This is a genomic window from Brevundimonas phoenicis (assembly GCF_047237745.1).
In the GTDB taxonomy this organism is placed as follows: domain Bacteria; phylum Pseudomonadota; class Alphaproteobacteria; order Caulobacterales; family Caulobacteraceae; genus Brevundimonas.
Genome location: NZ_JBDFLN010000001.1, coordinates 389,162 through 407,495 on the forward strand (window position 1 = coordinate 389,162; position 18,334 = coordinate 407,495).

General features: G+C 63.5%; 12 protein-coding genes. All 12 read left to right on the forward strand.

All coding sequences use genetic code 11. From position 1 onward, the window contains the following. Nucleotides 1-62: 62 nt before the first annotated feature. The 12 genes from ABC419_RS01880 (at nucleotide 63) to ABC419_RS01935 (ending at nucleotide 18,320) form a co-directional block, all read left to right on the forward strand. On the forward strand, nucleotides 63-1,316 hold the full coding sequence (locus tag ABC419_RS01880) for a tyrosine-type recombinase/integrase (RefSeq protein ID WP_125999597.1): 1,254 nt from the start codon (nucleotides 63-65) through the stop codon (nucleotides 1,314-1,316). A 116-nt stretch (nucleotides 1,317-1,432) separates the two neighbouring features. After that, a complete protein-coding gene (locus ABC419_RS01885) occupies nucleotides 1,433-1,732 on the forward strand; it encodes a thermonuclease family protein (RefSeq protein ID WP_234831998.1) in 300 nt (99 codons plus the stop codon). Between the two features lie 40 nt (nucleotides 1,733-1,772). After that, nucleotides 1,773-2,138, forward strand: a complete 366-nt coding sequence (locus tag ABC419_RS01890) for a type II toxin-antitoxin system RelE/ParE family toxin (protein WP_125999596.1) — start codon at nucleotides 1,773-1,775, stop codon at nucleotides 2,136-2,138. Nucleotides 2,139-2,142: 4 nt separating this feature from the next. Further along, nucleotides 2,143-2,514, forward strand: coding sequence for a type II toxin-antitoxin system RelB family anti-toxin (locus tag ABC419_RS01895; protein WP_125999595.1), 372 nt, complete (start codon nucleotides 2,143-2,145; stop codon nucleotides 2,512-2,514). Beyond that, complete coding sequence (locus ABC419_RS01900; protein ID WP_125999594.1) at nucleotides 2,511-3,830, forward strand: SIR2 family protein; 1,320 nt, start codon at nucleotides 2,511-2,513, stop codon at nucleotides 3,828-3,830. Before ABC419_RS01895 ends, ABC419_RS01900 begins: the two co-directional genes overlap by 4 nt. Then, nucleotides 3,830-4,360, forward strand: coding sequence for a hypothetical protein (locus ABC419_RS01905; RefSeq protein WP_125999593.1), 531 nt, complete (start codon nucleotides 3,830-3,832; stop codon nucleotides 4,358-4,360). Before ABC419_RS01900 ends, ABC419_RS01905 begins: the two co-directional genes overlap by 1 nt. Beyond that, on the forward strand, nucleotides 4,357-6,405 hold the full coding sequence (locus ABC419_RS01910; protein ID WP_125999592.1) for an AAA family ATPase: 2,049 nt from the start codon (nucleotides 4,357-4,359) through the stop codon (nucleotides 6,403-6,405). Before ABC419_RS01905 ends, ABC419_RS01910 begins: the two co-directional genes overlap by 4 nt. After that, nucleotides 6,402-8,720: an nSTAND3 domain-containing NTPase gene (locus ABC419_RS01915; protein ID WP_125999591.1), complete on the forward strand. Its 2,319-nt coding sequence runs from the start codon at nucleotides 6,402-6,404 to the stop codon at nucleotides 8,718-8,720. The genes ABC419_RS01910 and ABC419_RS01915 overlap by 4 nt, the downstream gene beginning before the upstream one ends. A 46-nt stretch (nucleotides 8,721-8,766) precedes the next feature. Next, a complete protein-coding gene (locus tag ABC419_RS01920; RefSeq protein ID WP_125999590.1) occupies nucleotides 8,767-12,756 on the forward strand; it encodes an nSTAND3 domain-containing NTPase in 3,990 nt (1,329 codons plus the stop codon). Between the two features lie 143 nt (nucleotides 12,757-12,899). Next, nucleotides 12,900-13,625: an ImuA family protein gene (locus ABC419_RS01925; RefSeq protein ID WP_206435088.1), complete on the forward strand. Its 726-nt coding sequence runs from the start codon at nucleotides 12,900-12,902 to the stop codon at nucleotides 13,623-13,625. Beyond that, nucleotides 13,540-15,051 (forward strand): Y-family DNA polymerase, encoded by a 1,512-nt coding sequence (locus tag ABC419_RS01930; RefSeq protein ID WP_125999588.1) that lies wholly within the window; start codon nucleotides 13,540-13,542, stop codon nucleotides 15,049-15,051. The genes ABC419_RS01925 and ABC419_RS01930 overlap by 86 nt, the downstream gene beginning before the upstream one ends. Further along, nucleotides 15,048-18,320, forward strand: coding sequence for an error-prone DNA polymerase (locus ABC419_RS01935; RefSeq protein WP_125999587.1), 3,273 nt, complete (start codon nucleotides 15,048-15,050; stop codon nucleotides 18,318-18,320). Before ABC419_RS01930 ends, ABC419_RS01935 begins: the two co-directional genes overlap by 4 nt. Nucleotides 18,321-18,334: the final 14 nt, after the last annotated feature.

Below are 18,334 nucleotides of genomic sequence, written 5' to 3' on the forward strand. Positions count from 1 at the left end.
CTCCCAGCAAGCGATCCCTGTATCTCCTGAACCGATCCCAGTTGCGGAACAGGAGAATCGTGATGCCCAGCCTGACCGACACCGCCATCCGGCACGCATTGAAGCGCGTCGAGGTGAGTCAGAAGCAAGAAAACCTTCCCGACGGCGACGGGCGCGGTACAGGCCGCCTCGTCCTAATTCTGAAGCCAATGCCCAAGCGCGTCACCGCCGATTGGATGGCGCAGCAGTGGCGCGACGGCAAACGCACCAAGAAGAAGATCGGCGCATATCCCTCGATGTCCCTGGTTGACGCGCGCGCGGTCTTCAAACGCGACTTCGCAGATGTCATCCAGAAGGGCCGAAGCATCAAGATCGCGAGTGATACCCGTCCTGGCACCGTCGCGGATCTGTTCGAGGGCTATGTCGCGTCGCTCAAGGCCGCCGGCAAGCCATCATGGAAGGAGACGGAAAAAGGCCTGAACAAGATCGCCGATACGCTCGGCCGAAACCGCCTCGCCCGCGAGATCGAGGCCGAAGAGATCATCGAACTGATCCGTCCGATCTATGACCGGGGCGCGAAGTCCATGGCCGATCATGTGCGCTCGTATCTCCACGCGGCCTTCGGCTGGGGTATGAAATCCGACAACGACTATCGACAGCAGTCGGCTCGCCGCTTCCGCATCCCTTTCAATCCCGCGACGGGCATCCCGACCGAGCCCAAGGTCCAGGGCACGCGATGGCTCGACGAGGACGAGTTCTTGCGGCTGTATCGGTGGCTCGAAAACCCCGATACGCCGGTCCACCCGCCCTACACCCGCGCCGTTCGGCTGCTTATGCTGACCGGACAGCGAGTGCAGGAGATTGCACAGCTCCACATCGATCAGTGGGACGCGAAGGAACGGATCATCGATTGGTCGAAGACGAAGAACCTGCTGCCCCATGCTGTGCCGGTGCCGTCGCTCGCAGCGGAGCTTCTGCAATCCATCAACGTCAACGAATATGGCTGGTTCTTCCCTTCGATGACCGATCCCTCAAAGCCAGTCAGCCACGGGACGCTCTATTCGTTCATGTGGCGTCAGCGCGATCGCGGCGTGATCCCCTACGTCACGAACCGAGACCTCCGGCGCACCTTCAAGACGCTCGCCGGAAAGGCTGGTGTGCCGAAGGAAATCCGCGATCGGCTTCAGAACCACGCCCTTCAGGACGTCAGTTCGAAGCACTACGATCGCTGGAACTACATGGTCGAAAAACGCGCCGGCATGGCCAAATGGGATAAGTTCGTCCGGGCGCTGCTTGCGAAGAAGAAGGGCGGCAGCGCCTTGAAGAAGGCGGCGTGAGCGGTCGCTTCATCGCTGTCGTAGGCGCACTCGTCACGGTCTGCTGCGCGGCCCCCGCCTACGCAGATCCGTGCGAGGCGGCTGTCCCCTCGCAGGCTGGAGTCCAGTTCTCCGGCTTGGTCCGTTATGTCGGCGACGGCGACGGTCTCTGCGTCGGCCGTACCTCGGACCCCAACGAGTGGATCGAGGTGCGCCTTGCCGACTTCGATGCCCCGGAGCTGCACACGCCAGGCGGTCCCGCGGCGAAGGCGGCGCTCGAACGCGTCGCCCTTCGGCGCGAGATTACATGCAGAGCCGAACGTGGTCGCGGCGGCCGTGTCCGCTCCTTTGACCGCGTCATCGCGCGATGCTGGATCGGCGGAACAAGCCTTGGCGATCTGCTGCGCCAAGCTGGCGTGGCCGAGGGTGGCAACTGATGCCCCGCTCGCCATTGACTCAACATAGCTTGGAAGCTATATGACCTGGGATGTTAGGTTGCATGACGCCTTCGAGGCGGAGTTCCTGGCTTTCGAGCGCGAGGTTCAGACCCAATTGCTGGCGGTTGCGAAACTGCTCGGCGAATTCGGTCCGCAGCTCGGTCGGCCCTATGCCGACACGCTCAACGGCTCGAAACACGCCAATATGAAGGAGATGCGTTTCTCTGCCGCCGAGGGCGAATGGCGTGCTGCCTTCGCCTTCGATCCCGAACGGAAGGCCATCCTTCTCGTCGCGGGCGACAAATCCGGCGGCAGTCAGAAGCGTTTCTACAAGCAGCTTATAGCAAAAGCGGACGGTCGGTATTCCGGACATCTGGAAAACCTGAAATCCGTAAAGAAGGGATGACCCTATGGGACGGAGCATCGATCAGGTCATCGCTTCCCTGCCCCGCGATCAGCAGGAGCAGATCGAAGCGCGTTATGACGAACTTCGGCAGGAAGTCGAAGGGCTGCGAGAGCTCCGCCAGATCGCCGGCAAGGCTCAGGAAGATGTCGCGGCCGCCCTGAACATCAAGCAACCTTCGGTCTCCAAGATCGAAAACCAGGCGGACATGTATCTCTCGACACTGCGCGGCTATGTCGAAGCGATCGGTGGCAAACTCGAGCTGACGGTAAAGCTGCCGGCTCGGCCGCCCGTGAGGATCGAACATCTTGGCGACTTAACTCAGCCGGCGACGAGGCCGCCAGCTCGGCGAGCTGGTTCTCGGCGGAGGCTTGCGTGACGCCTGAGACCATCACTCGACTGCTAGCCTCTATGAATGCCGGCCGCCTTCTGGTGGTCTGCGGCGCCGGACTCTCGATGGCGCCGCCGAGCAGCCTGCCGTCGGCCCGTACGGTTGCCGAGCGGTGCTTCGACAAATACCGCCTCGAAGCTGACCCGAACTGCGACCTCGGTCTTCGGGACAATCTGGAGGCGCTCGCCGAGCACTTTGCGGGCCTCAACACACTGCAGTCGGTCTTCATTGAACATCTCGTGCCCTGGCCGGCTTTCGTAAGGCCTTCGAATACAGGGCATGCCGCAATTGCGGATTTTCTTATCACCCGCGCCGCCGTCGCCGGCATATCGAGCAACTACGACACGCTGATCGAGCGACGGGCTTGGGACTACGGCGCTGACTTCCGCGGCTCGCTCGACGGAGACGAAGCCACTGCCGACTCCGTCCGACAGGCACCCCTGCTGAAATTCCATGGATGCTCCCACCGTGATCGACAAGCCACGGTCTGGGCGCCTTCGCAGCTCGGCGAGCCGACGATCTCGGGCCGCATTGCGCGAAGCAAAGTTTGGATGGCTGCCAACCTCCGGCAGAAGGATCTGCTCGTCGTCGGCTTCTGGTCTGACTGGGAGTACCTCAACGCCGTGATCGGCGAGGCGCTGATCGACGTGCAGCCGCTGTCCGTGACCGTCATCGACCTCTCGCCGACAAACGCGCTCGAGCAGAAGGCCCCGCAACTCTGGCAGATCGCGCACGCACAAAACGTGACGTTCGAACATGTGCAAGAGTCAGGCGCTTCGGCGCTCGACGAGCTTCGTCGAGCCTTCTCGTCGAACTACCTACGTCAGGTCCTGGACGCTGGACGAGCCGCCTTCGAGCAAGCTACCGGAGCCCACTGTGACCCGGCTTGGCTAGACGTCGGAAATTTCGACAGCGAGGCCCTATATGGTCTGAGGCGGGATGCCGAAGGCGTTTCTGCTGCTGAGCCGGCCAAGCTCCTGCGTCCAGCAAATCCAGAAGCCCTAGGCTTCTTCCACTTGCTGCTCCGTCAGGCCGGCGCCGTGCAACGCGCCGAGGGATATGATCTGAACGGCCGGAGCATCCGAGTCCTCAACGGGGCGCAATCCATCCTCGGGACGCTACGCGGGAAGTTCGTCGAGCCGCCTGCAGCGATGCAGTCCGACATTGTTGTCGCGGTAGGCGCGACCGACTTGGGCGTGCCGGACAATGTGGTTCGCAGCGGACGCGCCGGTGATGTCATTCGTCCGGATCCAGCGGGTGAATGGTACGACCTTCCTGGGGCAAGAGCCGCGTTGGGCATCTGATGGACATCTTCACGCAAGCCGAAATCCTCCTTCGCGACGCACAGTATGAAACCTGGACGTGGACCGGCTCGGCCGGCCCAGTGACCTGTTTCGAAAACGCGGCGCTGATGGGATTCGTCCACGTCTTCGACAGCGCAGATGCTCTCCTCGGCGCTTGGAAGGAGAACCAGCAAACCGCGCTCGCTCGTCATGCCGCGTCGTTACGCGGCGCCGGAGTGAAGGCATGGAACGTCTATTCGGTCTTTCTGACCCCCGATCAGGACGCGCGCCGAGGGCGCGAGATCGAGCGCATCGAAGAGGATTTCTCTTTGACTCGAAAGATCGCGAAGGCATCCATCACCACGCCTGATGACGTTGAGAAGGCGCTGCTACCCCTGCTGTCGATACGCTCCAAGCCGCTGCTCGGCGCGTCCAACTTCGAAACGAGACTGCGCACGAGGCTGAAGGACATTCCTCCGGATGCCGTTACTGCTTTTCTCGGCGAGACCACACCCGCCGAGATTGCTCGCATCTTGGGGGCGACTTCATGAGGCTCCAGTTCATCGAAGTATGCGGCTTTCGTGGCTTTAGGGATCTCGTCCGGATCAATTTCGGACGGGGCTTCACCGTCATCACCGGTCGCAACGGCGTGGGCAAGAGCACGCTGTGCGATGCGGTCGAGTTCGCGATCACAGGCTCCATTGACAAGTACGCCGTCGAAAAGGCTGCGAAGGAGAGCCTCAGTGATTACCTTTGGTGGCGCGGCGAAGGTGTTCCCAAAGCCCACTATGTGACAGTCTCCTTCGTCGACGACAGCGGGAACCCATTCACCATCACGCGGACGCGGGAACGCGGCTCCGATCGCTCACCGGAGGAAATCCACGCTGCGCTCTGCCGTGGACCTGCGCCAGAAGACGCACTTCGACAACTCACCCGGACGTCGATCATCCGCGACGAATGGATCGCCGCGCTCAGCCTGGATCTCACCGAAACGGAGCGATTTGATCTCGTGCGCTCGGCGCTCGGTGCATTGGAAGGCTCGGAAGCCGGTAGCAGAGCCAAGGAGGTCGTGACTGCCGCCGAAGCTGCGCACACTAAAGATGAGGCCGCCTATGAGGCTGCCCGCTCGCGACTAGCGGACAGACTGACGCAGCAATCCGAGACACAAGCCGCGCTCAGCCGATCAGGGGACGTGTCCGGCGCGCTTCAGGTGATCGCCGCCGCGGCGCCGGATGCGCCCACCGAGCTGACGGCACGTCTTGCTGCAGGTCGAAACGCGCTCGCGAACGGACGAGCCAGATTGGGTCGAATGGGCGAAGCGCTTCAGCTCGGTCGAGAGGTCGCGGCGGCGCAAGCGCTCTACAACGCTCCGGAGGCCGTCGCAAACCGCGAGGCCGCATCGGCAGCGCACGAGGCAGCGCAGCGCGAGCATGAGGCGGCACAGCAAGCCCTCTCGGAAGCCGAACAACGCCTCTCGCGGGAAGAAGAGATGGACGCGATGGCAGCGTCGCTGAGCCTTCTCGTCGAACATGGCGAACGCCTCGGGCTACACGACGATCATTGTCCGCTATGCGCAGCCCATCGGACATCGGACGAGTTCGCTGCCGGTCTGGCCGCCGCGCGTCGACGGATTACATCACTGGCGTCGGGCGTTCAGGCCGCCCGCGATGCTCTCGCCTCCGCGAAACAGAACGCGCGGCAACCCAGCCTCACGTTGCAGACAGCCACCGCCGCGGTTCAAGCCCAAGCGGACGAGCTGCGGCGTCTGCGCGATGAGGAAGCGGCGCATCTGGATTTCTACGATCAGTGGGGGCTCGATCACCGCTTCATCCATGATCCTGACGGGCTGGAGCGGGCCATTTCTCCGGAACGCGACCGGCTGATTGACCTCGAACGCGCGCTACTCGTGCTGGAAGCCTCGCAAGCAATCTCGCGAATGTCGTCAATCGAAAGCAACATCTCGGCGCTGCGGGCTGAAATCGAGAAGCTGGCGCAGGCAGTCAGCCAGTCACAAAATGCCGTCACAGCGGCCCGCGAAATCGAACGCTCAGTTAGACGCGTGAGCGCGGAGATCATCGATGAGCGCCTTGCTCAGATCAGTCCTCTGCTCAACGAGCTTTATCAGCGCCTGCGACCGCACGCAGACTGGCGGACAATCGACTACAGCATCCGCGGTGACGTCCGACGTTTCCTAAGTCTCAAGGTAGGCGACGGACTGAACCCGCAATTCGTCTTTAGCAGCGGTCAGCGTCGCGCCGCCGGTCTCGCCTTCCTTCTTTCGGTCCATCTTGCGCGTGCGTGGACACCGCTCAGGTCCCTTCTGCTTGACGATCCCGTTCAGCACATCGACGATTTCAGGGCCCTTCACCTGGTCGAAGTGCTCGCCGCTCTGCGCGTGGACGGGCGCCAGATCATCTGCGCCGTCGAAGACCCCGCGCTGGCCGATCTGCTTTGCCGGCGCTTGGTGAGCACCGCAACGGAGGGAGGCCGGCGTCTCGACATCGACCTTGGGCCGCTCGGCGCCACAAGCGTGGTCATCGACCAGGAAATCAATCCGATGCCGGTGGGTGTTTTACGTGGTGTCGCCACCGCATGACGGCTGAGAGCGCGCAGATCGAGCTTCCGGCACCGCGCGAACGTCGGGCGCACGGACCCTGGAGCGATCTGGCGCTCCACACCGTCGGCTGGCGCGCGTTTCAGGATCTGTGTTCGCAGGTATGCGAGGTCGTGCTCGGCCGACCCGTAGAGATCTTCCGTGAAGCACAGGACGGCGGCCAGGACGCGGTCTTCCTCATCCCTTCGGGAACGGACGCACCGCCGATCGGCACGGTCCAATGCAAGCATACGTCTGATGCCATGAAGGCCTTGAAGCTCAGCGATCTCACCGCTGAGCTTAAGAATGTCGAGGAACTGGTCAAAGCCGGCCAGGCGGACACCTACGCCTTCATGACGAACATGAGCGTGGACGCGCCTGTCGCGGCGGCGATGCGCGCCAGGCTTCGGGCGCTCGGCGTGCGCAGGCCGCACATTCTTGGTCGCCAATATATTGTCCGGGTCATTAGAACCAGCGCCCGACTGCGGGCGCTCGTCCCGCAGGTCTACGGCCTGGGAGACCTCACGTCGATCGTTGATGAGCGACTGAGCGAGCAGAGCCGGGCGCTGCTTGACAGCTGGATTCCAAAGCTCCGCACCTATGTACCCACCAAAGCACATCGCGACGCTGTCAACGCCATTTCCAACCACGGCGTGGTGCTGCTGCTGGGCAATCCATCAAGCGGCAAATCGGCAATCGGCGCAATCGTCTCGACGATCGCTTCGGAAAACCCGGACAACACCGTTCTCGCTTTGACCAGTCCCCGCGATTTCGAGGCTGGATGGAATCCGAACGATCCGGGCCGCTTCTTCTGGATCGATGACGCCTTCGGCTCGAATGTGCTGCGCGACGACTATGTGCAGGACTGGGCGTCGGCCTTCTCGAAGCTGCGGGCCGCGATCAAGCACGGCAACCGGTTCCTCCTTACCTCCCGCAAACATATCTACGAAGCGGCGCGACGTCGGCTCGGACAGCGCAACCTTGCACAATTCGCTGATAACAGCGCCGTCGTCGATGTCGGCGAACTGACATTCGAAGAGAAGGCGCAGATACTTTATAATCACGTGAACTTCGGCGAGCAGAGTCAGAGCTGGCGATCAAGCGTCAAGCCACACCTAACTGCGGTCGCCGCCGTTCGCGACTTTCTTCCTGGGATTGCCGAACGTCTTGGCGATCCGAACTTCACCAAGGGGCTCGCGCCTCGCGAAAGCTCCCTTGTTCGCTTTATGGAAGAGCCCACAGAGCATTTGATCGATACGGTCAATGCCCTGGATGATCAGCTTCAAGCCGCGCTCATCTTGGTTTACGTCCAGCAAGCCGGCTTCGATCCCAGCGACCACGATGTGTCGGCTGCCCAAGCAGTCGCGGAGCTGACGTCGTACAGCCTCACCAAGATCCAGGATTGTTTCGCTGAGCTGAAAGGCTCGTTCCTGAAGCTCTCCGGATCAAAATGGACCTTCGCCCATCCGACGATATCAGACGCGCTGACGGAGATCCTGCGCCAGAAGCCGCACATGATGGCGGCGCTCATACGGGGCGCGACCATAGACACCATTCTTAACAGTTTCACATGCGAGGGCTCGCCTCTCATTCGAGACGCCCTTGTCATCCCGACGACGCTCGACAACGCTCTGGTTGCCCGGCTCGGCCACACTCCCGATGAATGGCATCGCAATTGGATGCTATTCCACTTCCTATCTTATCGGGCGAGCGAACCGGTGTTCGCCAAAGCGGTCCAGCAATTTCCAGATCTACTTCGACGATCCTGCTGGCGGACCGACCTCGCCGGCAACAATCCCCAGATCGCAGCCCTCGCCCGAGCCCATCACCTCGGCGTGTTGCCGGACGATCTGCGCTCAGAGGCGGCGGACACTCTCGAATCCGCCGTGCTTACAAACCTAGATTCTTCCGCCTTCGATGAACCAGAGATGCTAGCGCTCATACCGCCGCTGAGACTGGTCGGCATAGGTTTGGCACTGCGAACAACTGTGCTGCCTTCGCTCGAAGAACGAATCGACGAGATCGTCGCTGACGCTGACTTGGACGAGGAGCCTGACAGCCACTTCAAGAAGCTTCTTGATGTGCTCGATCGCATTGAGGCGATCGGCGTCGACGCGGACGCCACAGCCCTGATCGACCACGCGCGCGATCAGGTGAAGCGGTCGGTCAAGGGACTGGAAGAGCGCAAGCGCGAGCGGGAGGACGGCTCAGAAGACGAAGCGGATTGGACGCACATCGTGACGCAAAAGAAGGAGGAAGCTCCGGCTCCCACTCCGGTCGCCACGAAGCGCTCGGTGTTTGACGATGTCGACAAATAGTAATGGAGATAGCGAGCGGTTGAGCTCGGACCGGTCGGAGCCGTCTTTGACCGATAGCGCCGACGCAAAGCGCCCCCTACGAGGCGCCGCCGCCGCTCAAGCGGGTTTCGACTACCAACTCGACGTCTCAATCCTCGCGGCGCTGCAACTTCTCCTCATTTCCAAAGCGGCCACACGCCTCGTGCTCGAACCGGCGAGCGAGGAGGATTTGGAGGCGGACCTGGAACCCTACGTGCCAGGACGCCTGCAACCCAGTGCGATCATCGCAGGCGGGTACAAGCTTGTCGTCCAAGTCAAGATGGACAACGGCGAGCCCTGGTCGATCGAGGATTTCGACGCCCTGCTCAAGCACGGCTCTGCAAAAAAGGGGGGGCGCCGAAAAGCCCTGCATCATCTCGACGAGCCGAACACTCGCTATCTGCTCGTCACCAATGCCGACGCAAAAGGCGTCGCGCGTGGACTGCTGGTCGAAGGCTTCGAAGAGGTCTCGGACAAGGCAAGCTTTCCGCCGAGCCTGCACGCCACATTGAAGACATCGCCCGAAGGCCGTGTCGCGATCTGGGGGAAGCTGACAGAGAAACAGCTCGCATCCGATATCCGAGCGCTCATGTCGGACCTGTTGCACGTTCCCAAAGTGGAACAGCTAAATCTCCTCCAAAAGCTCCGTCTCGAAGCCAGGCGGCGGACCCGAGGCAGCACGCCCGGTCTATGGACGAGCGATGACCTTCTCGCCACGGTGCGGGCGCACGGCGGGTTCCTGGCCAGCTCCGCCAGCCTCGAGCATTTCGTGCCCCCGGCGAACTTTGACGAGATGCTCAAGGTCCTGAACGACAAGAACGCAGTTGTTATTCGGGGACCCTCGGGCACAGGCAAGACGCAGGCAGCGCTCAAGCTATGCGATCTCGCGCGACGGCGTAATGGTGTGCTGGAGGTCGTCACTGTTGGGGCGGATGATGCTCCGACGAGCGTGCGCAAGGTCGTCAACCATGGACCGACACTCTTCTATGTCGATGATCCATGGGGCCAATTCAGCCTACGCGGGGGCAGCGAGGCTTGGACCGAGCAGTTGCCGCGCCTCCTTGCTAAGGCTACGCCGGATCATCAGTTCGTCATCACGTCCCGCAGCGACATGATGCAGAGCGCCAAGGTCGGCGATAGCCTCAACGCATGGTCGGTCGAGCTGGACGCGGACCATTACCGGGACGGTCAACTCCGCGACATTCACGACAACCGCATGGATCAGCTACCCGCCGCCTTGCAGACCAAGGCCTATGCATTTCGCAATGAGGCGCTCGACAGGCTTGGCACCCCGCTTGAGATCGAGCTGTACTTTGCGCATATGCAATCCGGCCCCGATGTCGGTGAAGGAGATCACGTCTTCTTACGCCGGCTGCTCGAACTGGCGCAGCGCGATGCGGTGGAAGGCGTTGTCCTCAGAGCCCTATCATCGATCGACACTTGCGGCACGTCAGCCATCGTTTGGGCGCTGCTGGCGGCACGCGGGCAATTCGACCGCAGCCGACTCAACCCTCTTCAGCGCACGCTACGCGGGCTTGATCGCGCACTCGCCGACGGCCTAGACCGTCTTATAGACCGCATGGTCGCGGCCCGCCATTTGCGTCAGCCGGCCCGCACCATAGCCTTTGCTCATCCCAGCGTCCGACAAGGTTTTGAAGCCTTCGCCAAGGACAATTGGGGCCAGAGCGGGGCTGCGATCGAGACTCTGATCGCCGCGCTCACTCAGTTGCCTTCAGCGCATCGCGATTGGGGCTTGGAAACCGCCGCCCGAATTTTCGAAGTGACGCGCTCGTTCGCAAGCCGAGAGGACGTTGATCGGACCTTCGACATTGATTCCGGCAGCCAGGAAGCGATCGACGCTTGGCTGGACGAAAGCCTGATGGATCCGGCTTCCAAGTTCGCGCCCTTGCTGGAGCTGGCGTCGGAGGTGGGCAGCGATGTGTCCATACCGAGCCGCGTTGCGCGGTGGCTGTTGAAAGGCACGCAGCGGGGAGCTTCCTTCTTCGTTCGTAACTGGCAACCGCCGATCTTCGACGATGCCTGGTACGACACCGTGGCAGCGAGCCCGTTCGCAGCCAAAGTCGCCGAGCGATTTATCCGTGAGCAGCTTGGCTTCGACCGAGGGAATTACGGATCGGGATTCGCCAAGCGGCTCGATCGCTTCGCACCCGCCCTGACCTCCGCCTATCACGACGCCGCGCGCCAGATGGTCGGCAACGGCTTCGAGCTCAATGCCGACGCCGTCGCGGCCGGCGCCGTGCGCGACCTAGATGGATTTGAGAGCGTCGTGCAGGCTGCGCTGGATGACCTCGCGGGCCTCCACCGTCAGCACGTTCAGAGCGGCCGGGAGGAGTGGCGCGCGATCGAGGATGGCGAACGGGATCATGCCGTCGAAGAGGCCGCGCAATCGAGCCATGAAGGCGACGGTTATACATCCGGCGTCTTCGTCGACGCCTATGTCCGACAGCTTCGCGCAGAGGGTCGCTGGGTGGTGCTTGCTGACCATCCGCGGCTCCCGGAGTTGGTCCGCGCCTGGTCGCAGGCGCTCGTGATGTCCCCCGGACCGGTTGATGAAGATGAGCTGCGGGCTGTGCTCGCGGCGGTCAAGCAGACCGAAGACGAGCCAAATGTCTGGGCGGCAGTGCGAGAGCACTGGCGCCCAGCGCTAGAGCCTATGCTTGCGGCACGGATCAGCTTTGTCCCCTCTCAGGCGGATCTGCGCGACGAGTTTGCGCTTACAGCTTTGAAAGTCGCACCAAATACGCTGATCGCCGCATTCCAGGCGAATAGCGAGCAGCCTGATCGGCAAGTCACGCTGCTCACTGCCATGCAACGCGCTCGCCGGCGGCTTGGGAAAAGCAGCCACGCCAAACTCAGACGCGTCACTGATGCACTTCCAAATGAACTCCAGGAAATTTTCAACGCCCTTTCGACCACGAAGCGGAAAGCTCGCCGGGTCAGCGGTACCGCGCTCTCATTCCTGACGGGCTGTGCATCGCAACTCGATGCGGAGGCGCTTGATCTTGTGGTGCCGGTCATCATCGAAAGCAGCGGCGACGCCTCGCCAGCGATCGCCCGATGGCTGACAATTGCCAGCCGCACGGAGCATGCTGTCAGGGCGACGGAGGCGGCGATTGCAACTGGCGATGCCACCCTCCTTCAAACGGCGCTGCGGCACCAGCGCGCCGACGCGCGCCGTGCTGCACTACTTCATCTCGCGCCGACCCTCGCCGACCCCTTGCCGCCGACAATCCTTGCAATGGCATCCGATCCCGGTAGCCGCGTTCGCCGCGCTCTGGTCTCTCTGCTCGCAGAACGTCCGCATCCGGATCACCTCAAAACGCTGTTGGCCCTGATCCATGACAGTTGGTCAAGCGCTGAGCCGCACCACAACGAACCCGAAAGCTTCGATATAGCACAAGAAGCCGTCGTTGCCCTTGCAGCCAACGGCCCCTTGTCGGATGTAGTCGGCGATACGCTTCTCGATCTTGCCAATACCACGGTTGACCGAACGCTCAGCCAACTCGCCCTGATCGTCGCAGCCCATTGCTGCAGCTCCGGAATCCAGCAGAAGATCTTTAACCTCGTCAACATCCCGGAAGCACGCTGGATTCGGCTCGACGCCCTTGATGCCTTGGCCGATGCAGAGTCCGTGGACCCGAGCATCGTCGGGCGTCTGACGCCTGGGTTTGTACTGAGGTCGCCGGCAATCCTCGCGGCGCCAGCGGCTCATCTCGTCGGCGCCCATGCTCCGGCGGAAACAGCCCTCAAATTCTTCGAGCGGGTCGCCAGCTCGAACAAGCGGCGCGCTTTGCTGCTCGTCGGGGCCAATGCCATGGCCAAACGCGACCGCGCGACTGCCGATCGAATCCTTGATCTGCTGGAGCCCGGTCATCCTGGGCGTCAATTATTGACGGCGTCGGAACCTCTTCCAGCCTCCATTCTTGACGATCTTGGCAAGGTTCAGTTGCGAGAGGCCGTCCGAAAAAGGCTCGGGGATCGGGTCGCCTCCTCGTAAGCAAGAGCCAGCGAGAACTGCCGAGGCCATCGACTCTTCCCTTGACTCTGGCGCCTCAACGATAGAACAAATAGAGAACATGGAAGCAAATCCGCCCTTGGAGGTCAAGAACGAGCTTGCGGCCCGAGCCCGCCATAGAGTCTTTGCGCGCGCAGATCGAAAAGATCGAAGGTCGCAGCCGGCGCGCCAAATCGGTTCTCCCCTTCGGGATTGCCGATGTCGACTCGCGCCTACCCGGCGGAGGCCTCGCACTCGGCGCCCTGCATGAGATCGCCGGCGGCGGCAACGGCGCGATCGATGGAGCCGCTGCCGCCCTCTTCAGCGCCGGGATCGCCGCCCGCACGAAGGGCAAGATCCTTTGGTGCATCACGCGCCCCGACCTCTTCGCGCCAGCGATCGCCCAAGCAGGCCTTGCATCCGATCGCGTGATCTATCTCGAAGCCGGCGACGACAAGACCGTGCTCGCCTGCATGGAGGAAGGCCTGCGCCACGGTGGCCTGGGCGCCGTCCTTGGTGAAGTGGCCCGACTTTCCATGACCGCCTCGCGGCGCCTGCAACTGGCGGCCGAAGGCACCGGATCGATCGGGATCGCGCTGAGACGCTGGCGGCGACAGACAGAGGCTACAGACTTCGGCCAGCCAACGGCGGCGATGACGCGCTGGCGCGTCTCCGCTTTGCCTTCGACATCGCTTCCCGTTCCGGGCGTGGGTCGAGCCCGCTGGCTAGTCGAACTGATCCGCGCTCGCGCGGGCGAAAGTGCAGATTTCGAAGTGGAGGCGTGCGATGACACGGGTCGTCTCGCTCTTCCTGCCGAGCTGGTCCACCGACCGGCTACGGCGGAAGGCTGGCGACGCGGCGCCGCCGGCTGAGGCGCCGCTCGTCCTGATTGGCCGCGACGGGAACAGGCGGGTGGTGCTGGCGGCTGACGCCGCCGCCCACGCTGCGGGCCTGCGCGTCGGCATGCCCGTCACCAAGGCGCAGGTCCTGGCGCCCGGTCTCATCGTGCAGGACGCCAACCCGGCAGGCGACGCCGAGGCGCTCGACCGGCTCGCGACCTGGCTCCTCCGATACGCTCCCGTCGTCGCTCCCGATCCGCCGGACGGGATCATCATCGACTCGACTGGCGCCGATCATCTCCATGGCGGCGAAAGTGCAATGCTGGACGGCCTCATCGGCCGGCTTGCCATGTCCGGGATCGCGGCTCGGGGCGCGATCGCCAACACCTGGGGCGCTGCGCACGCTCTGGCCCGCTATGCCCCGCAGATCGCACCGGACCGACACGGCGCATCCATAATGGAGCCTTTGCCGCTCGCGGCGCTACGCATCGCCGCGTCTACCGTCGCCGCGCTGCGGACGCTCGGTTTCGATACGGTGGGCGATCTTCTCGCGCAGCCTCGGGCGCCGCTCACCTTGCGCTTCGGCCCCGAACTTGGCCGCCGCATCGATCAAGCCCTCGGCCAGGCGGCCGAGCCGATCGAGCCGGTCCGGCCGGTCGATCTCATCGAAGTGCGCCGCGCCTTCGCCGAGCCGATTGCCGCGGCTGAGACCATAGCCCGGTATATCGCCAAGCTCGTCGGCCAGCTCTGCGAGCGTCTCGAGGCCGGCGGCTTGGGCGCTCGCAGACTTGACCTCATCTGCCACGGCGTCGACAGCCGCGCCCAAGCCGTCAGGGTCGGCATGGCAACGCCGGTCCGCGACGTTAAGCGCCTGACGCGTCTGCTCTGCGACAAGATCGAGACCATCGAACCCGGCTTTGGCATCGAGGTGATGACGCTCGCCGCGAGCGTCGCCGAGCCGCTTGAGCGCAGGCAGATCGTCAATTCCCTCATCGAGGAAAGCACGCCGGACGTCTCCGATCTCATCGACACGTTGATGAACCGGGTGGGAGAGCGCGCCCTTTATCGACTTGCTCCCGTCGCAAGCGACGTTCCCGAGCGATCCGTCTGCCGCATCCCGGCGATGGCGGCCGACACGGGGGCGAGCTGGCCCGGCCATTGGCCGAGGCCCTCACGCCTTCTGCCTCAACCCGAGTTGGTCGAGACGGTGGCGCTGTTGCCCGACCATCCGCCGGTCTCCTTCACCTGGCGCGGCGTGCGCCGGCGCCTGCGTCGCGGCGACGGCCCGGAGCGCGTCTTCGGCGAATGGTGGAAGCGCGACGCCGAGCTGGTCGCCGTGCGCGACTATTTTCGGGTCGAGGACGACGCTGGCGAGCGCTACTGGCTCTACCGCGCTGGCGATGGCGAGGACACCGCCACGGGCTCGCACCGATGGTTCATCCATGGGGTCTTCGGATGAGCGAGCCCCGCTACGTCGAGCTTCAGGTCACCTCGCATTTCAGCTTCCTGCGCGGCGCGTCGTCCTGCGAGGAGCTGTTCGCCCAGGCGGCGCTTGCCGGGATCGAGGCGGTGGCCGTCGTTGACCGCAACTCCCTCGCCGGCATCGTGCGCGCCCATGAGGTCGCGAAGACGACCGGCGTGCGCCTGATCGTCGGATGCCGCCTCGACCTCGCCGACGGCATGTCGGTGCTGGTCTATCCGACCGACCGCCCCGCCTATTCGCGCCTCTGCCGTCTGCTCTCGCTCGGCAAGGGTCGCGGCGGCAAGGCCAAATGCATTCTCGAATGGCCGGACCTCGTAGCCTATGGCGATGGCCTGGTCGCCGTCCTCGTGCCCGACCTCGCCGATGACGAGTGCGGCTTCAGATTGCGCCGGCTTCGCGACGCGTTCGGTGACCGCGCCTACGTCGCCCTCACGCTACACCGTCGCCCCAATGACCAGCTTCGCCTTCACGAGGTGTCGAACCTCGCCGCGCAAATGCGCGTGCCCACGGTGGTGACGAACGACATCCTCTTTCACGAGCCGGGTCGCCGCGTTCTGCAAGACGTCGTGACCTGCATCCGCCACAACGTCACGATCGACGCCCTCGGCGATCGACGCGAACGTCACGCCGACCGCTACATCAAGCCGCCGGACGAGATGCACCGGCTGTTCAGCCGCTATCCGGAAGCGCTTGCTCGCTCTATCCAGATCGCTGATCGCTGCCGCTTCAGCCTCGACGAGCTTGCCTATCAATATCCGGAGGAGCGTGACGATCCGGCGCTCTCGCCGCAAGAAGCGCTGGCGAGGCTGACCTGGGCAGGCGCATCGGAGCGCTATCCCGAGGGCGTGCCCGACAGCGTGACCGCCGCGCTCCAGCATGAGCTGCGGCTGATCGAGAAGCTGGATTACGCGCCCTACTTCCTGACAGTGAATTCGATCGTTCGCTTCGCCCGATCGAAAGACATCCTCTGCCAGGGTCGCGGCTCGGCCGCCAATTCGGCTGTCTGCTACGTCCTCGGCATCACGTCGATCGATCCTGGTCGCAATGACCTGCTCTTCGAGCGCTTCGTGTCCGAGGAACGCCGAGAGCCGCCCGATATCGACGTCGATTTCGAGCACGAGCGGCGCGAGATCGTCATGCAGTGGGTGTTCGACACCTACGGCCGTGACCACGCCGCGCTCTGCTCCACCGTCATTCGCTACCGCACCAAGGGCGCGCTGCGTGATGTCGGCAAGGCGCTCGGCCTGCCCGAAGACCTGATCGGCACCTTGTCGTCGCAGGTCTGGGCCTGGTCCGAGGAAGGCGTCGAGCCAAAGCATGTTGAGGAGCTGAACCTCAATCTCGCCGACCGCCGCCTTCGCCTGACCCTCGATCTCGCGCGACAGCTCATGGGCGCGCCACGCCATCTCAGCCAGCATCCAGGCGGCTTCGTCCTAACCCATGACAGGCTCGACGATCTGGTCCCGATCGAGCCCGCTGCGATGAAGGACCGGCAGGTCATCGAGTGGGACAAAGACGATATCGACGCGCTCAAGTTCATGAAGGTCGACGTCCTGGCGCTCGGGATGCTGACCTGCATGAAGAAGGGGCTGGATCTTCTGGCCGAGCACAAGGGTGTCAATCTCGACCTCGCCTCCATCCCGGCCGAGGACCCGCGCACCTACGCGATGATACGAAAGGCGGACACGCTCGGCACTTTCCAGATCGAGAGCCGGGCCCAGATGTCGATGCTGCCGCGGCTCAAGCCACGCACTTATTACGATCTCGTCGTGCAGGTCGCGATCGTCCGACCAGGTCCGATCCAGGGCGACATGGTGCATCCCTATCTTCGTCGCCGGGAGGGCCTTGAGCCCGTCCACTACCCGAAGCCCGAGCTGGAGAAGGTGCTCGGCAAGACTCTCGGCGTGCCGCTTTTTCAAGAGCAGGCGATGCGTGTCGCGATCGAATGCGCCGGCTTCACCCCCGGCGAGGCCGACATGCTCCGCAAGTCGATGGCCACTTTCAAGTTCACGGGCGGCGTTTCGCATTTCCGCGACAAGCTGATCGCCGGCATGGTCTCCAACGGCTACGAGCAGGCGTTTGCCGAGCAGACCTTCAAGCAGCTTGAAGGCTTCGGCAGTTACGGATTTCCGGAAAGCCACGCAGCCTCTTTTGCACTGATCGCCTACGCCTCGGCCTGGCTTAAATGCTGGCACCCGGAAATCTTCTGCGCCGCGTTGCTGAACAGCCAGCCCATGGGCTTCTATGCGCCGGCACAGATTGTTCGCGATGCGCGCGATCATGGCGTCGAGATCCGCCCGGTCTGCGCCAACGCTTCGCGATGGGACTGCACCCTTGAGCCCACCGGCAGCGAGGAGCGGCTCGCCGTTCGTCTGGGTCTGCGAATGGTCAAAGGTCTGGCCAACGCCCATGGCGCGGCAATCGTCGCGGCGCGGGCGGAGCAGCCCTTCGCCTCCATAGACGACCTCTGGCGCCGGGCCGGTGCGCCCGTCGCGGCGCTCACGCAGATCGCCGAGGCGGACGGGTTTCGTCCGCCCTTCGGTCTCGCACGTCGTGAAGCCTTGTGGGCGATCAAGGCGTTGCGCGACGAGCCACTCCCGCTTTTTGCCGCTGCGTCGGCCCGTGAGTCTGATATCGTGCCCGAGGTCGCCGAGCCGACCGTCCTCCTCCGCCCCATGACAGCGGGTGGCGAGGTGGTCGAAGACTACCGGCATGTCAGCCTGTCACTGCGGGACCATCCGGTCTCGTTCCTCCGTCAGGACCTGCGCCGCCGTCGAATGGTCACTTGCCAGGAGGCGATGGACGCCAAAGACGGTCGATGGCTGGAGGCGGCCGGCATTGTGCTGGTTCGACAGCGGCCCGGCAGCGCAAAGGGCGTCATGTTCATCACGCTTGAAGACGAAAGCGGGATCGCCAATCTCGTGGTGTGGCCCAAGGTCTTCGAGCAAAACCGGCGCACGATCCTGTCGGCCGGCATGATCGCAGTGCGCGGCCGCGTCCAGCGCGAGGGCGAAGTGGTCCATCTTGTCGCCCAGCGGCTGACGGACCTTTCCGGCGAGTTGGCGAGTGTTGGTGAATGCGACGCTGCCTTCCCGCTGCGACATGGACGCGGCGACGAATTCTCCCGAGGCTCGCCAACGCCCGACCCGCGGGGCCTGGCGCCCGCGGGGCTAAGGACGCGCGACATCTATATCCGCGACTTACACATTGACTCGATCAAGGTGAAGACACGGGATTTCCGGTAACGGTAACGTTCACG

Coding starts and splice junctions, on each gene's coding strand:
- ABC419_RS01890 (WP_125999596.1), top strand. CDS start 1,773: ATGACCTGGGATGTTAGGTTGCATGACGCCTTCGAGGCGGAGTTCCTG.
- ABC419_RS01880 (WP_125999597.1), top strand. CDS start 63: ATGCCCAGCCTGACCGACACCGCCATCCGGCACGCATTGAAGCGCGTC.
- ABC419_RS01935 (WP_125999587.1), top strand. CDS start 15,048: ATGAGCGAGCCCCGCTACGTCGAGCTTCAGGTCACCTCGCATTTCAGC.
- ABC419_RS01895 (WP_125999595.1), top strand. CDS start 2,143: ATGGGACGGAGCATCGATCAGGTCATCGCTTCCCTGCCCCGCGATCAG.
- ABC419_RS01930 (WP_125999588.1), top strand. CDS start 13,540: ATGACACGGGTCGTCTCGCTCTTCCTGCCGAGCTGGTCCACCGACCGG.
- ABC419_RS01910 (WP_125999592.1), top strand. CDS start 4,357: ATGAGGCTCCAGTTCATCGAAGTATGCGGCTTTCGTGGCTTTAGGGAT.
- ABC419_RS01915 (WP_125999591.1), top strand. CDS start 6,402: ATGACGGCTGAGAGCGCGCAGATCGAGCTTCCGGCACCGCGCGAACGT.
- ABC419_RS01905 (WP_125999593.1), top strand. CDS start 3,830: ATGGACATCTTCACGCAAGCCGAAATCCTCCTTCGCGACGCACAGTAT.